The 13,659-nt window shown below is 73.0% G+C and carries 18 protein-coding genes; 4 read left to right on the forward strand and 14 right to left on the reverse strand.

All coding sequences use genetic code 11. The annotated features are described in order from the left end of the window. Positions 1-10 precede the first annotated feature (10 nt). Positions 11-949 carry a siderophore-interacting protein gene (locus CRP30_RS21740; protein ID WP_097186127.1) on the reverse strand — a complete coding sequence of 313 codons (939 nt, stop codon included), beginning with the start codon at positions 947-949 and terminating at the stop codon, positions 11-13. A 131-nt stretch (positions 950-1,080) separates the two neighbouring features. On the opposite strand from CRP30_RS21740, the gene CRP30_RS21745 reads away from it, so the two are divergent. Then, the gene (locus CRP30_RS21745) at positions 1,081-2,031 is read left to right on the forward strand and encodes an ABC transporter substrate-binding protein (protein WP_097186128.1); all 951 of its coding nucleotides are present in this window, start codon (positions 1,081-1,083) and stop codon (positions 2,029-2,031) included. A 106-nt stretch (positions 2,032-2,137) separates the two neighbouring features. Here CRP30_RS21745 and bfr read toward each other — a convergent pair whose 3' ends face one another. Together bfr and CRP30_RS21755 are read right to left on the reverse strand one after the other, a co-directional pair. After that, on the reverse strand, positions 2,138-2,620 hold the full coding sequence (gene bfr / locus CRP30_RS21750) for a bacterioferritin (RefSeq protein WP_097186129.1): 483 nt from the start codon (positions 2,618-2,620) through the stop codon (positions 2,138-2,140). After that, a complete protein-coding gene (locus CRP30_RS21755; protein ID WP_097186130.1) occupies positions 2,607-2,837 on the reverse strand; it encodes a (2Fe-2S)-binding protein in 231 nt (76 codons plus the stop codon). The genes bfr and CRP30_RS21755 overlap by 14 nt, the downstream gene beginning before the upstream one ends. A 142-nt stretch (positions 2,838-2,979) precedes the next feature. On the opposite strand from CRP30_RS21755, the gene CRP30_RS21760 reads away from it, so the two are divergent. The 3 genes from CRP30_RS21760 to CRP30_RS21770 all read left to right on the forward strand — a co-directional run bounded on the left by CRP30_RS21760 (position 2,980) and on the right by CRP30_RS21770 (position 5,129). After that, the gene (locus CRP30_RS21760) at positions 2,980-3,762 is read left to right on the forward strand and encodes an isocitrate lyase/PEP mutase family protein (RefSeq protein ID WP_097186131.1); all 783 of its coding nucleotides are present in this window, start codon (positions 2,980-2,982) and stop codon (positions 3,760-3,762) included. Positions 3,763-3,770: 8 nt separating this feature from the next. Continuing rightward, a complete protein-coding gene (locus CRP30_RS21765; protein WP_235003612.1) occupies positions 3,771-4,286 on the forward strand; it encodes a class I SAM-dependent methyltransferase in 516 nt (171 codons plus the stop codon). A gap of 135 nt (positions 4,287-4,421) precedes the next feature. Beyond that, positions 4,422-5,129 carry a response regulator gene (locus CRP30_RS21770; protein WP_097186132.1) on the forward strand — a complete coding sequence of 236 codons (708 nt, stop codon included), beginning with the start codon at positions 4,422-4,424 and terminating at the stop codon, positions 5,127-5,129. 92 nt (positions 5,130-5,221) lie between these two features. Here the strand turns inward: CRP30_RS21770 and CRP30_RS21775 are convergent, their stop codons facing one another. The 11 genes from CRP30_RS21775 to CRP30_RS21820 all read right to left on the reverse strand — a co-directional run bounded on the left by CRP30_RS21775 (position 5,222) and on the right by CRP30_RS21820 (position 13,657). Further along, the gene (locus tag CRP30_RS21775; RefSeq protein ID WP_097186133.1) at positions 5,222-5,938 is read right to left on the reverse strand and encodes a response regulator; all 717 of its coding nucleotides are present in this window, start codon (positions 5,936-5,938) and stop codon (positions 5,222-5,224) included. Positions 5,939-5,982: 44 nt separating this feature from the next. Beyond that, positions 5,983-6,660, reverse strand: coding sequence for a response regulator (locus CRP30_RS21780; protein ID WP_143278530.1), 678 nt, complete (start codon positions 6,658-6,660; stop codon positions 5,983-5,985). Then, positions 6,654-7,130, reverse strand: a complete 477-nt coding sequence (locus CRP30_RS22380) for a hypothetical protein (RefSeq protein ID WP_143278531.1) — start codon at positions 7,128-7,130, stop codon at positions 6,654-6,656. The genes CRP30_RS21780 and CRP30_RS22380 overlap by 7 nt, the downstream gene beginning before the upstream one ends. Then, positions 7,127-7,735, reverse strand: coding sequence for a signal peptidase I (locus CRP30_RS21785; protein ID WP_200814909.1), 609 nt, complete (start codon positions 7,733-7,735; stop codon positions 7,127-7,129). The genes CRP30_RS22380 and CRP30_RS21785 overlap by 4 nt, the downstream gene beginning before the upstream one ends. A gap of 32 nt (positions 7,736-7,767) precedes the next feature. After that, positions 7,768-8,373 (reverse strand): TasA family protein, encoded by a 606-nt coding sequence (locus tag CRP30_RS21790; protein WP_097186135.1) that lies wholly within the window; start codon positions 8,371-8,373, stop codon positions 7,768-7,770. A gap of 233 nt (positions 8,374-8,606) precedes the next feature. Next, the gene (locus CRP30_RS21795) at positions 8,607-9,920 is read right to left on the reverse strand and encodes a sensor histidine kinase (protein ID WP_200814910.1); all 1,314 of its coding nucleotides are present in this window, start codon (positions 9,918-9,920) and stop codon (positions 8,607-8,609) included. Next, the gene (locus CRP30_RS21800) at positions 9,917-10,339 is read right to left on the reverse strand and encodes a response regulator transcription factor (RefSeq protein ID WP_200814911.1); all 423 of its coding nucleotides are present in this window, start codon (positions 10,337-10,339) and stop codon (positions 9,917-9,919) included. Before CRP30_RS21800 ends, CRP30_RS21795 begins: the two co-directional genes overlap by 4 nt. A gap of 203 nt (positions 10,340-10,542) precedes the next feature. Beyond that, positions 10,543-11,211, reverse strand: coding sequence for a DUF3618 domain-containing protein (locus CRP30_RS21805; protein WP_097186136.1), 669 nt, complete (start codon positions 11,209-11,211; stop codon positions 10,543-10,545). Between the two features lie 20 nt (positions 11,212-11,231). Continuing rightward, complete coding sequence (locus tag CRP30_RS21810; protein WP_097186137.1) at positions 11,232-11,750, reverse strand: phage holin family protein; 519 nt, start codon at positions 11,748-11,750, stop codon at positions 11,232-11,234. 3 nt (positions 11,751-11,753) lie between these two features. After that, positions 11,754-12,575: a hypothetical protein gene (locus CRP30_RS21815; RefSeq protein WP_097186138.1), complete on the reverse strand. Its 822-nt coding sequence runs from the start codon at positions 12,573-12,575 to the stop codon at positions 11,754-11,756. A 263-nt stretch (positions 12,576-12,838) separates the two neighbouring features. Beyond that, a complete protein-coding gene (locus CRP30_RS21820) occupies positions 12,839-13,657 on the reverse strand; it encodes an enoyl-CoA hydratase/isomerase family protein (protein ID WP_235003613.1) in 819 nt (272 codons plus the stop codon). Positions 13,658-13,659 lie beyond the last annotated feature (2 nt).

Raw genomic sequence — 13,659 nt, forward strand, 5'->3', positions numbered from 1 at the left:
CCGGAGGGCGTCAGTCGCTGGTCTTCCCGTCCCGCCAGTAGCCCATGAAGGCGACGGCGCGGCGATCGACGCCCCGTTCCTGGACCAGGTGTCGGCGCAGGCCCTTGACGACGCCCGCCTCGCCGGCCAGCCAGGCGTAGACGCCCGAGGACCGGCGGGGGAGGGACTCCTCCTGCGGCACCTCCCAGAGGATCCCGGCGTCGACGTCGACGTCCTCGATTTCGACGCCGGGGGTGGGGGCGAGGACGTCGGCCAGGTCGTCGACCGCGGCGACCACGGCGGCCGTCAGCCGCGCACCGCGCGGGGCGGGCGGCGTGCCGTCGTCGGGCCAGCGGGGGAGCCAGGTGACCTGCACCCCGGCGGGCGCCACGATGTTCAGCGCGTCGGCCGAGGTCGGCACCTCCAGGAGGACGCGCGCCTGCTGGCCGGCCGGGAGCGTCTCGACGATCGCGCAGATCGCCGGCACGGCCGTCTCGTCGCCGGCGATGAGCAGGCAGGACGCGTCGAGCGGCGGGTGCCACTCGAACCCACCGGTGGGTCCGGGGAACCGGGCGTTCGGGCCGATCAGGACGACCTCGTCGCCGACGGCGGCGGTCTCGGCCCAGGCCGAGGCCGGACCGGTCGCGCCGTGCAGCACGAAGTCGACGTCGACCTCGCCGAGCTCCGGGCGCAGCGCGCGGATCGTGTACGTGCGGATCGGCATCCGGCGTTCGGCCGGGAGCGCCCGCCACGCGCCGTACCAGTCGGGATCGGTGGGGCAGTCGTCGATCCCGCGGCCGGGTAGGGGCAGCATGACCTTGATCCGCTGGTCGAACCCGTTCGACGAGAACTCGGGCATGTCGGCGCCGGTGAAGGTGACCCGCAGGAAGCTCGGGCTCAGCCGCTGCAGCCGGGCGACCTGGACGGCGAAGGGTCGGTAGACCGGGACCTGCAGTGCCTCGACTGTCATGCGCCCTCTCCCGGTTGCCGGCGGCTGACTTAGGCTAGCCTCACCTGGCTTCGACCGGAGTCTTGCACACGGTCGCGCAGGGTTCCAGAGGCACGACCCACCGATGTGCGTGCCGACCCAGAAGGAGAACGATGAGACACCCCGCCCTGTCCACCGCCGGTCTGGCGCTGACCGCCGCGCTGTTGCTCACCGCGTGCGGCGGCGCCGACGACGGCGGGTCCGAGCCGTCGGCGACCGAGGATGCGGCGTTCCCCCGGACCGTCGAACACGCCATGGGCAGCACGGAGATCCCCGAGCGACCCGAGCGGGTCGTCGTCCTCGACACCGGAGAGCTGGACACCGCGCTGTCCCTCGGCGTCACCCCCGTCGGCGCCGTCACCACCGCTGTCTCCGAGGACTTCCTGACCTACCTGGCCGACGACGCCGCCGACGTCGAGGTCGTCGGCACGATCGCCGAACCCAATCTCGAGGCGATCGCCGCCCTCGAGCCGGACCTCATCCTGTCCAGCAGAACCCGGCACGAGGACATCTACGAGGAACTCGCGCAGATCGCGCCGACGGTCTTCGCCGACCGCGTCGGAGCGGTCTGGAAGGAGAACTTCCTGCTCGACGCCGAGGCGCTCGGTCTGGAGGACGAGGCCGAGGAACTGCTCGAGGCGTACGAGTCCGACGCCGCTGCGCTGGGGGAGGAGATCGGTGACCCGGCCGGGACGACGGTGAGCACCGCGCGCTTCGTCGAGGGCACCATCCGCGTCTACACCGCGGAGTCGTTCATCGGCACGGTCATGGCAGACATCGGACTGGACCACCTGCAGCTGCCCACCGACCAGGTCCCCACGTTCGCCGAGCTCAGCGCCGAGGAGGTCAGCCAGGTGGACGCGGACATCGTCCTGTACTCGTCCTACGGGGCGGCCGGCGACTCCGGTGAGGCGGCCGTCGTAGCCGGCCCGCTCTGGCCGCGGCTGACCGCCGTCACCGACGGCCGGGCATTCGCTGTCGAGGACGACGTCTTCTACACGGGGATCGGTCTGCGCGCTGCGACGCTGCAGCTCGAGGAGCTGCGCGAGCTGCTGGTCGAGTAGGACGACGAGGGCCGCTCCCCGAACGGGGAGCGGCCCTCGCTGCGTTCGGCCCCTCTGCAGGGTCCCGCGCCGAGCCTGCGAGGCGTGGGGGGCAGAGGGGTCCTTTTCAGGGCGTCTCGGTGCTGATCTGCGCGGCGAGGTACTGCGGCGCGCCGACCCGCTCGATGGCCCCGAGCTGCGCCTCGAACCAGTCGGCGTGCTTCTCCTCGTCGCGGACCATCTCCTCGAAGACGGCGGCGGTGCCGTGGTCGCCGAGCTCGTGGCACTCCTTCGCGGAGGCGTTGAACTGCGCGACGGCGGCCTTCTCGCTGTCCAGCGCGAGGACCAGCATCTCCTCGGCCGTCTCGCCGACGCGGATCGCGCCGAGCCGCTGGACGTTCGGGTGACCGTCGAAGAGCAGGACGCGCTGGATCAGGGCGTCGGCGTCGCGCATCTCGTCGATCGAGAGGTCGTAGAAGACCTTGCCGAGCTTGGGCAGACCCCAGGCGTCGAGCATGCGGGCGTTCAGGAAGTACGTATTGGTGACGGTCAGCTCGAAGGTGAGCGCGTCGTTGAGCAGTTCGACCACACGGGGGCTAACGGGCTGCACCAGCCACTTCCACTTCTTGCTCGGCGGCCTGATCGGCACGGCGCTCGGCACGGACCGGGCAATGCTGACACACGAGCTCGCGGAGGGAACTGATGCAGTTGCCGCAGGTGCGCCCGGCACCGGTCTCGCGGGCGACGTCGGCGACGCAGCGCGCGCCGTTCGCGATGGACTCGAGGATGTCGCGGTCGGTCACCACGTTGCAGTGGCACACGTACATGACGGTCGCCTCACCGGTAGCGCGAGCAGGGTCTGCCGTCCAGAGGCAGAACCCTGGGCATTGGATGCAGGTTAGCCTTACCTGACCGATCGGCGTCAAGTGGACTGGTCAGGATGTCGGACCCGCGCCCTAGGTTCCGATCATGACCGATCTGAGCATCCGCGCGCGCACCCTGCTCGACCTGCACACCGCACCCGGGATCTTCGTGCTGGCCAACGTCTGGGACGTGGCGTCGGCCCGCGTGGTCGCGGCCACCGACGGCGTCCGGGCGGTGGCGACGGCGAGCCACGCCATCGCCGCGACCTTCGGCTACGAGGACGGCGAGAACATCCCGCTGGACGTCCACCTCGACATGGTCGGCCGCATCGCGGCGGCCGTGGACCTGCCGGTGACGATGGACTTCGAGGCCGGCTACGGCGATGCGGGGGAGACCGCGCGCCGGGCGATAGGGGCCGGTGTCGTCGGCGGCAACCTCGAGGACCGGATGCAGCCGCTCGACGACGCCGTCGCGGCCGTCGAGGCCGTTCTGCGCGCCGGTCGCGACGCCGGGATCGACTTCGTGCTCAACGCCCGCACCGACACCTTCCTGCACGCCGACGCGGAGGCGCAGCGGAGCGACCTGGTCACCGAGGCGGTCCGTCGCGGTCGGGCGTTCCTCGGCGCGGGCGCGCCCGTGGTGTTCGTCCCCGGCGTGGTCGAGCGCGAGGAGATCGTCGCGCTGGTGGACGGCATCGGCCGCGGGAAGGTCTCGCTCATGGCCGTCCCCGGCGCGACCCCGCCCGTGCGGGAGCTCCAGGAGATGGGCGTCGCCCGGCTCTCCACCGGGCCGTTCACCCAGCGGGTCGCGCTCACGGCCCTGCAGGACGCCGCGGCGGAACTCGTGGCGGGTGGCGTGCTCCCGCCGGCCACCCGCGGGCTCAGCTGAGGCCGGCGGTGCCCGCGTCGGAGCGGCTGGCCTGGACGGCCGAGGTCGTCGGGGTGTCCCCGTCGGACCGGGTGCTGGAGGTCGGCTGCGGGCACGGCGTGCTGGTGTCCCTGCTGGCCGAACGGCTGACCGACGGCGTCGTGATCGGCGTCGACCGGTCGGCCACGATGATCGCGACGGCCGCGCGGCGGAACCGGGCGGCCGTCGACGCCGGACGGGTCCGCCTGGCGGCCGCCGTGCTGACCGCCGCGGACCTCGATTCCTCGTCCTTCGACCTCGTCGTCTCGTTCAACGTGCGCGCGTTCTGGACACCGCCCGCCCCCGAGTGGGACGTCGTCGACCGCATCCTCTCCCCGGGTGGCCGGGTCTTCGTGGCGTTCTCCGTGATGAAGGCCGGATCGGACGCGCAGATCACGGAGGCGGTCGAGCGGCTGGCCGGCGAGCGAGGTCTCGTGTGCGCGGCGGTGCACCGCGGCGGCACGTCTCCGATGGAGTCGGTGGCGGTGGAGCTCCACCGCCGCTGAGCCTCACTCCTCGGGGGGAGCAGGACCTGCCCACGGGTGCTCGGCTCAAGCCCGGGCCCGCCGGTGCCGATCACCCGGACAGGTGAACGGAGGGCTCGTCCTCCGCACCGTCGCCGTCGGTGAGGAGGAGAGGTCGTGCCCGCACAGTCCGTGCTCGTCGTGGAGGACACCGACGAGATCCGCGAGCTCGTCACCACGGTGCTGCGCCGAGCCGGGTTCGACGTCCGGGAGGCGGCCACCGGAGCCGCGTGCCTCGACGAGGTCCGCCGCGACGCCCCCGACCTGATCGTGCTGGACCTGGGGCTCCCGGATGCCGACGGCACCGAGGTGTGCCGGCAGATCCGGGCCGAGACGCAGTGCTACGTCCTGATGCTGACCGCCCGCGCCGAGGAGGTCGACCTGCTCATCGGGCTGGCCGTCGGCGCCGACGGGTACATGGCCAAGCCGTTCTCCCCGCGCGAGCTCGTGGCGCGGGTGCAGGCGATGCTGCGCTTCCCGCGCACCGCCCCGGCGCCGGCCGAGCCCGCAGCGGCGGTGGAGGAGTCGGTGCGCCGGCTCGCCGAGCTCGAGGTGGACGAGGAGAGCCGCGAGGTGCGGGTGGACGGCTCGGTCGTCGACCTCACGCGGACCGAGTTCGACCTGCTCGCCGCCCTGGCGTCGCGGCCGGGCCGGGTGCTGCAGCGGGAGACCCTGCTGCGCGAGGTCTGGCAGACCGACTGGGAGGGCAACCTCCGGCTGGTCGAGGCGCACATGTCGAACCTGCGGCGCAAGCTCGTCGCGGCCGGCCTGAACTCTCCCGAGATCCGCACCGTGCGGGGAGTGGGCTACCGGCTCGTCGCCTGAGGACAGCTCCGGGAGCATCGCAGCGAGCGCCAGCGAGCGAGGAGCGGACCGGAGCGCGGAGTCAGGCCGGCTGGATGGCCTGAGCGGAGGCCCTAGGCGGGGGCGACGTCGGCGAAGCGGCGGCCCTCGGCCCGCGAGCAGACCCGCACCAGTTCCATCAGCCGTCCCTGCGGCACGACACCCCGCCGGGCGTCCCGGCCGAGAGCGGTCGAGACGGCCGCGACGTCCGCGTGTCCCACCTGGGCGCTGACGGCGGCCAGCAGCTCCGCGGTGCCCGCGACGCCGGCGGCGTCGCCCGCCCGGGCGGCGGCCACGATGGCGGCGAGCCGGTGCGGCAGCGCGCTGGCGTACATCTCCTCGGCCCGCTGCGACGTCTCCGGCTCGGCGGCAGGTGCGGTCGGCACCTCCGTCGTGCCCGCCGGGGTCAGCCCCTTCATGACGTCCACGAACAGCCGGGGGTCGACGGGCTTGGCCAGGCAGGCCACCGCCCCGGCGGAGGCGGCCAGTGCCCGCACCTGCTGGGTGCGGGCGGCAGCGGTCACCACGAACCGGGCACGGCTGCCGTTCTCGCGGAGCCGGCGCATCAGCGACGTGCCGCGGCCGCTGCGCATGACCATGTCGGTGACCACGAGGTCGGGGTCGACGGCGGCCGCGAGGCGCAGGGCGGCGTCCATGCCCGCGGCCTCGTGCACCCGCCAGCCGCCGAGGATCAGCAGCGTGGAGATGCGGTGCCGGGCGGCCGCGGAGTCGTCGACGACCAGGGCCGTCAGGACGGCGGGTGCGCCGGTGTGCTGGGGGTGGTGCGACATGGTGCTGGGGTCCGTCTCTGGAGTGGTGCGGGGTGCGGGCGGGCTCAGACCCGTGCGAGTTCCTGCAGTTCGACGACGCGGGCGTGGGCCATGACGCCGCGGCGGGCGTCCGCGGCGATGGCCTGGCAGACCGAGGCGACGTCCGGGTGACCGAACTGGCCGCTGGTGCCGGCGAGGGTGTGCGCCGCGGAGACGACTGCCGGTGCATCTCCGGCCCGGGTGCCCGAGGCGATGGCCTGGAGCCGGTGCGGCAGGGCGTCGAGGTACATGCCGTGCAGCCGGTCCATCAGCTCTGCGTCGACGTCGTCGTCGTGCAGGTGGGCCCACTCGCGGAGCTCGGTCGGTTCTTCGACCTGCGCAGCCGGCCCCGTGGTCCGGCTGCGCAGGAAGTCCAGGAGGATGCGGGCGCCGATCGGCTTGGCCAGGCAGGCGATGGCGCCGGCGGTGACGGCGCCGGCCCGGTCCTCGTCGGTCGGCTCGGCGGTGACCACCAGGAAGCGGGCGAGGGAACCCTCGTGCCGCATCCGGCGGAGCATCGCGATCCCGTTCCCGCCGGCCACGGTCACGTCGGTGACGACCAGGTCCGGGTCGGCGGTGGTGGCGACGCGGTGCGCGGTGGTGATGTCGGCCGCCTCGCGCACCTGCCAGCCGCCGAGGCGGAGGAGGCCGACGACCCGGCGGCGGGCGTGGGAGTCGTCGTCGACGACGAGGGCGGTCAGCACGCCAGCACCGCCGTCCGGGGCGTCTCCGCCGTCCAGCCGTAGCTGGTGAGCGTGATGACCGAGACGCGCGGCTGGTAGTTCAGGTAGCCGCGGTCGACGCGGGCGTTCACGGTGCGGTTGACGGCGTCGGTCTCGGCCATGACGACCGACGTGCCGTTGTTCAGGTGGGCCATGACGCGGTAGCCGGTCACGCCGCGTGCGGTGGTGCTCGCCGGCCAGGTGACGGTGGCGTCGTACCAGTAGTAGTAGGTCGTGACCCACGTGCCGTTCGCGTCGTAGTAGCCGCCGTTGGCGGTCTGGCCGCAGTAGTCGTTCACGGTGACCGACGCCGGGGCGGCGACGGTGCCGGTGCCGACGGTCGTCCTGGCCGTGTAGGTGTCCTGGAAGGCGGCGGAGGCTGGGATGGCGGCGGCGACCGTGACGGCCAGCGTGAGGCCGATCAGGATCAGGACCCGACGGATGGTGGTCATGCCGTGCCCTCCTCTTCGGTGGTCGTGGGGCGCCAGATGGTCAGGAGCAGCCAGCCGGCCAGCAGTGCCGGGGCGCCGTAGAGCAGCACCTGGGTCACCACGGGGGCGCGCAGCGCCTGGATTAGGTGGCCGAGCTCGGGGATGACGGCCTGGACCTCGTAGGCGGTGTCGCCCTGGAGGGTCGCCGTCCAGGGGTCGACGGCGGCGTTCGCGTCGCCCTTGGTCTGGATCTGCACGGCCCCGTCGGGGCCGGTCTCGACCGAGACGACCCGGTGGGTGACGAGGCTGCGGTCGTCGATCGGCTTGTGGTACGTGATCACCATGCCCTCGGTGACCTCGGAGACCGAGATCGGCGTGACGACGGTGACGTCACCCGGGTCGATCCCCGGCGCCATGCTCGCGGTCAGCATGGTCATCGTGCGGTAGCCCAGCAGGTGCGGGCCGACGGCCAGGACGAGGAACACCAGGACGGCCAGGCCCATGACTCCGCGGACCAGCCACGGGGCCACGCGGCCCACGATCCGGGCGGCGCGAGAGCGCGTGTCCTCGGCCAGGGGCAGCTGGAGGGCTGCCCCCGGGCGACGGACGGGGAGGACGGCGGTCATGGCGAGATCTCCGAGTGGTCGTCAGGCCGGATTCAGCGGGTGGTGGCGGTGCGCTGGGAACCGATGAAGGTGAGGGTCAGCGCGGCGCTCTTGCCCTGGAAGGTGTTGTCGGCCGACGTGGGCAGCGCGATCGAGACGGCGAGGTTGTCGCTCGCGCCGGCGGCCAGCGAGGCCGGGTTGTTGAGCGTCATGTCGATGACAGCCGGGCCGGAGCCGAGGGTCCGCTCACCACTCGAGCAGGTCCAGGAGTTGTTGGCGCCGGCGGTCCAGGCGACGGCGCAGGACTTCACGGCCAGCTGGAGGCCGTTGGTCACGTCGGAGGTGAGGACGCTCGAGCCGGTGGTGGTGCTCCGGAGCACGACCGACGACAGCGCCGAGTTGCCGTCGTTCTTCAGCGTGACCGGGCGGGTCAGCGAGTCACCGGGCACGAAGCCGGCGGCGGTCATGTTGAGGGCCTCGCCACCGGTGAGGTCGATGCTGACCGTGCCCGACGCGACGGTCGTGGTGACCGGGGTGGTGCTGTCGGTGAAGCTACCGAAGGTGCCCATGCCGGCGACCGCGGCAGCGGCGCCGATGACGCCGAGCGAGCCGACGACCTTGCGGGCGGTGGAGCTGGTGGCGATGGTCTTGGTGCTCATGTCCGTGTCTCCCTGTGTCCGGTGCGTCGACCGGCGTTCCGGCGACAAGGAGAACTCTGGAGGCCCTACCGCAGGGCACCCGCCAGCGATCCGCAAGGAATCCGCAAGGAATCGGCGAACCCACCGCAATCGGCGCGATGGCCCGGGCCCGGGCTCCGCCGCGATCGCGCCCGGCCCGCTCCGCCGGGCACCGGAACGGGCGCCGAGCCGGTATGCGCAGGAGTGCGGACGGCCTACGCGGCGGCGAGGGGGAGCGTCAGCGTGAAGGTCGTGCCGGCGCCCTCGGCGCTCACGAGGTCGAGCGTGCCGCCGTGCGCCGTCGTGATCGCCTTGGTGATGGCGAGACCGAGGCCGACCCCGGGAACGGCTGCCCGCTGGGCCGTGGAGGAGCGGAAGAAGCGCGTGAAGAGCTTGCCCTGCTCACCGGTCGGGATGCCCATGCCGGTGTCGGTGACGGCCAGCTGCGCCACGGGGGAGGCCCCGGGACGGCCCTCCGCGCTCACCGTGCCGTCGGCGGCCGCCCAGGCGGAGCGCAGCGACAGGGTCACCGTTCCCCCGGCCGGTGTGAACTTGACCGCGTTGGACACCAGGTTGTCGCAGGCCTGTCCCAGCCGGACGGCGTCACCGGGTACGACGAGACCGCTCGCCGGGAGGTCGACCACGAGCCGGACCCCGGCGGTCGCGGCGGCGACCCGTGCGGTCTCCTCCGCGGCGCGGACGACGCCGGCGAGGTCGACGTCGTGCGGCTCCAGGCTGAATCGGCCGGCGTCCACCTGCGCGGTGAACAGCAGGTCACCCACCAGGCGCAGCAGCCGGTCGGCGTTGCGCTCGACCGTGGTCAGGTACTTGCGCTGCTCGTCGGTCAGCGGCTGCTCGTCCTCGAGGACGAGTTCCAGGTAGCCCAGGATCGAGGTGAGCGGGGTGCGCAGCTCGTGGCTGATCAAGCTCACGAACTGGTCCTTCATCCGCTCGGTGGCCCGCGCCTCCGTCATGTCGGTGCCTACGAAGTTCCAGCCGGCGTGCACGCCGCGGTCGTCCGTACGGGGCGTGACCGCGACGGACACCGTGCGCTGCTGCCCGTCGGCGGCGACGTAGGTCCAGTCGCGGACGTCGCTGCCGTGTGCGTGCGCCGCGTGCACGAGCGCCGCCAGCCCCGGAGCAGAGCCGCAGGTCTCCGCCTGGGCATCCAGCTCCTCGGCGAGGTGGAAGTCCACGATCGAGCGTTGCCGGACGACCTCACTGCGGGGGAGCCCGAGCATCTTCTCGGCCCCGGGGTTCCAGACGCGGATCACCCCGTCGCGGTCGGTGCCGATGATCGACTGCTCGGTGACGGCGTCGATGACGCTGGTCATCGTCTGCGCGCGAGCGGCGAGCATGCGGGTGGCCACGTCCAGCTCGTCGGCCCGCGTCCGCTCCTGGGCGAGCAGCGCGGCGTTCTCCTTCCGCAACCGGTCCAGCTCGGCGTCCCGGGGGTCGGGGCTGCCGGCCCTCGGCCGCGGCACCCGGACCGCCCGGACGGGGGCCGGGCGTGGGTCGATCGTCGTCACGCCGGTTGCCCCGCGCTGAGCGCGCGCACCTGGCGGACCAGGGCGGCGATCCCGAACGGCTTGGCGAGGTAGGCGTCGGCACCGGCGGCCAGACCACGGGCGACGTCGTCGGAGGAGGCGCCGGCCGACAGCAGCAGGATGCGGATCCCCGCGGTCGCGGGATCGGCGCGCAGCGCCGTGCAGACGTCGAGCCCGGTCATCCCGGGCATGGAGACGTCGAGGACGGCGATGTCGGGCTGCCCTGCCCGGGCATGGGCCAGCGCAGCGCCGCCGTCGGCCACCGAGGTGGTGGCGGTGCACCCGGCCTTGGCGACGGCGAGGCACACGAGAGCGCGGATGTCGTCCTCGTCGTCAGCGACGAGGACGCGGACGGGGGAGGGAGCACCGGCGGGCACCGGGACGGACACTGCCTCGTCCACGGTGGAGCTCCTGTCGGTCAGGCGGCTCCGGGGGAGCCGAACGGCGTCGTCACGGTGGACAACGGCCTCCCGGGCAGGGGCCTGCAGGGCGCGGGCGGGGGACTCACCCGGGCGGGTGAGCCGGCCGGCCGGACAGCACTGCGCCCCGCCGGGATATCCCGGCGGGGCGCAGTCGTGCGGGGTCGTTCAGGGCGGTCCGAGGATCAGGACTTGGTCGCCTTGCTCTGCACGGTCTCCTTGGACTGCTGGGCCTGGCCCTGCACATCCGCGGCGGCGGACTTGCCCTCGTCGGTCACCGTGGTGGCGGCGTCCTGAGCGGTGGACCTGACCGACTCGACGGCCTGCTGAGCGGCCGGCTTCAGCTGGTCGCCGATCTCCTGGGCCGCCTGCTTGGCCGGCTCGAGGAGCGTGTCCTTGTGCTCCTTGACCGCAGACTCGGCCTGCTGGGCCAGCTGCTTCTCCTTCTCCGACGCCGGCAGGAGGCTCGAGACGAGCCAGCCGACACCGAAGGCGATGAGGCCTGCGGCCAGGGGGTTGCCCTGGGCCTGACGGATGACGGCGTCCGGAGCCTGCTGGACGGCGCCCACCGCGGAGGAGGCAGCGCTGGAGACGCTGTCCGCCGCGTTGGAGGCTGCCCCCTGCACGGAGCCGGCGGCGTTGGACGCCATGCCGTGCGCCTGCGAGGTGGTGTCCTGAGCACTGCCCATGACCCGCTCCTTCAGGTTGCTCATCTTGCCCTTGGCCGCCGTCACGCGACGGTCCACGACGCGGGCCGGGTTGACCTTCTCGTTGAGGGCGTCGACGTCGTAGCTGAGCTCGCGCCGGGTGTCCTCGATCTGCCGCCGGATGACGTCCGGGTCACTGGTGGTCATTGGTGCGCCTCCTTGGGGGGTCAGTTGGGCTTCATGGCGCCGGGGACCTGCTGCAGGGTCTCCACGGTGCGCTCGGGCTTGGGGTTGACCTGCTGGAACTTCTTCTTGCCCATCACGAACGTCACGGCGGCGACGACGCCCCAGAGGATCGCGACGATGAGCGCGGCCAGGCCGATGTCCATGAAGTTCGCCAGCGCCCACCAGAGGGCGAAGGAGAGGAACATCAGGACCATGTAGCCCGCGAAGCCGGCGGCGCCGAACATCCCGGCGCCCTGACCGGCCTTCTTGGCCTCGACCTTGAGCTCGGCCTTGGCCAGCTCGAGCTCCTGGCGCATGAGCGTCGAGAGGTCCTTGCTCACCTCGCCGAGCAGCTGCCCGACCGAGGTGCCCTCGACGTCGGGACGGCCGGCCTCGGTGGTCGGCGTCCCCATGCCGCCGCTGTAGTCAGCGGCGTAGTTCTGCGGGTTCGGGTCGACCGGGGGAGCGGCGTAGCCCTGCTGCGCCCCGGCCGGGGTCGCCCCGGAGTAGGGGGTGCTCATGCGTCAGCCCACCCCACCGGGACGGCGAGCCGGGTCGTCCCAGCCTGCGGGGCTGGCCGGGGGCACCATGCTGCCCTCGGGGGGCACGGTGCCGTACGGCGGCGGCGGCAGGGGTGCCCCGCCGGTGGCCGTTCCGGTCGTGGCGTAGGTGCTCGTCGCAGGTGCGGCGTAGTCCGTGGTCGGCGCCGAGTAACCGGAGTAGGTCGGCGCGGGGTCCACGTAGTTCGACTGGCCGCTGAAGCCGTCGGTCGAGCTCGTGTCGCTGTGCGCGGCCTTGACACCGCTGGTGAGCCGGCCGGCGAGCACGCCGGCAGCGGCGGCGCCGAGCAGGAACAGACCCGGCTTGCGGCGGGCGAAGCTGCGGACGTCGTCGAGCAGCTGGGCCGGCTCGCGGTTCTGCAGCATCGAGGCGAAGCTCTCGACCGAGCTCGACGCCTGCTGGAGCAGGTCACGGGCCGGGCCGGGAGCGCCCTCGCTGGTTCCGTCGGCCAGGCTGCGCAGCTCCTGCGCCAGCGAGGACAGGCTCTGGCCCGCCTTCTGCTGCTGCGAGACGACCTGGTCCTTGACCTGGCTGCGGCCCTGGTCGAGCAGGTCCTTCGCCTGGCGCTGGGTCTCCTGGACGACCTGCTTGGCCTGGTCCGTGGCGACGGAGGCGACCTGGCTGCCGGCCTCGGCGGCGGTCTGGCCGACGTTCTTGGCCTCGCCGAGCGCGGCGTCCTTCGTCTCCTGCGCCTTGCTGGTACCGGTCGACTGGGTGGTGCTCGACGGTGACGTGGCCCCGCTGGTGGCGGGGGGCGGGAATGGGGCGTCGATGCTGTGAGTCATCGGTCCTCCTCGGCAGTGTTCGGGGTCGGATGGGCGCTACCCCCACGCCGTTCCGCGACACCTGCCGTCAGTGGCAGAGTGATGGAGACGGGGGCTTTCCGCCCGGCGCATCCATGCGTCACGGGCGGGCGGGGAGACGGTCGGCGGCGCGGGTGCACACCGCGCCGAGCCCGTCTCCGGAGGGGAGCGCCGCAGGACCCTGATACCCCCGCAGCACCGTGATCGAAACGGGAACGACCTGTCGAGATGATCTCGGCGGACGTTCAGCCCGACCAGCGGAAGCGTGGCGCGCGCCGCTCCGCGAACGCCGAGACACCCTCGGCGAGCTCTCCCGCGCTGATCGTCTCCCGGTACCACCGGCCCGCAACGGCCTCGCCGTCCCCGCCCGTGACGAGGTCGGCGACGACCTCCTTGGTCGCCCGCTGCGCCAGGGCCGAACGGCTCGCGACGACGTCGGCGAAGCGGCGGACCTCGGCCTCCAGATCGTCCGCCGGCACGACCCGGTCGATCAGGCCGGCCCGCAGCGCCGCCGCGGTGTCCACGAGCTCGCCGCTGAAGAGCAGGTACTTGGTCATCGCGGGTCCGATCAGGTCGATCAGTGCCTTCGTGGACGACGGCGGGTAGGCGATGCCGACCTTCGCCGGGGTCACGCCGAACACGGCCGTCGGATCGGCGAAGCGCAGGTCGCACGACGCCGCGATCTCCATGCCGCCACCGACGCAGTGGCCGCGGATCATGGCGACCGTCGGCTTGGGGAAGTCGCGCAGCGCCGCCTGGGCCGCCAGGTTGTCCCGCCGGAGGTCGGCCATCGGGTCGTCGGGGTCGGTGCCGCCGAGGAGGTCGGAGATGTCGGCGCCCGCGCAGAAGCTCGGGCCGGCCCCGGTGACGACGAGGACGCGCACGTCCGGGTCGCGGGCCGGCGGCGCCAGGACGCCGGGCAGCGCGGCCCACATGGCCGCGGTCATCGCGTTGCGCTTCTCGGGCCGGTCGATCGTCAGGACGGCGACGTGGCCCTCCCTCGAGAGGTGCAGGTCGGCATTCATGCAGGAACCCGACGCGAGCTCGCGAGCGTTGGGGGGCATGG

It is taken from the genome of Blastococcus haudaquaticus, assembly GCF_900230285.1.
In the GTDB taxonomy this organism is placed as follows: Bacteria; Actinomycetota; Actinomycetes; order Mycobacteriales; family Geodermatophilaceae; genus Blastococcus_B; species Blastococcus_B haudaquaticus.

Coding starts and splice junctions, on each gene's coding strand:
- CRP30_RS21775 (WP_097186133.1), bottom strand. CDS start 5,938: ATGTCGCACCACCCCCAGCACACCGGCGCACCCGCCGTCCTGACGGCC.
- CRP30_RS21755 (WP_097186130.1), bottom strand. CDS start 2,837: ATGTACGTGTGCCACTGCAACGTGGTGACCGACCGCGACATCCTCGAG.
- CRP30_RS21745 (WP_097186128.1), top strand. CDS start 1,081: ATGAGACACCCCGCCCTGTCCACCGCCGGTCTGGCGCTGACCGCCGCG.
- CRP30_RS21740 (WP_097186127.1), bottom strand. CDS start 949: ATGACAGTCGAGGCACTGCAGGTCCCGGTCTACCGACCCTTCGCCGTC.
- CRP30_RS21760 (WP_097186131.1), top strand. CDS start 2,980: ATGACCGATCTGAGCATCCGCGCGCGCACCCTGCTCGACCTGCACACC.
- CRP30_RS21815 (WP_097186138.1), bottom strand. CDS start 12,575: ATGACTCACAGCATCGACGCCCCATTCCCGCCCCCCGCCACCAGCGGG.
- CRP30_RS21790 (WP_097186135.1), bottom strand. CDS start 8,373: ATGAGCACCAAGACCATCGCCACCAGCTCCACCGCCCGCAAGGTCGTC.
- CRP30_RS22380 (WP_143278531.1), bottom strand. CDS start 7,130: ATGACCACCATCCGTCGGGTCCTGATCCTGATCGGCCTCACGCTGGCC.
- CRP30_RS21820 (WP_235003613.1), bottom strand. CDS start 13,657: ATGCCCCCCAACGCTCGCGAGCTCGCGTCGGGTTCCTGCATGAATGCC.
- CRP30_RS21810 (WP_097186137.1), bottom strand. CDS start 11,750: ATGAGCACCCCCTACTCCGGGGCGACCCCGGCCGGGGCGCAGCAGGGC.
- CRP30_RS21785 (WP_200814909.1), bottom strand. CDS start 7,735: ATGACCGCCGTCCTCCCCGTCCGTCGCCCGGGGGCAGCCCTCCAGCTG.
- CRP30_RS21805 (WP_097186136.1), bottom strand. CDS start 11,211: ATGACCACCAGTGACCCGGACGTCATCCGGCGGCAGATCGAGGACACC.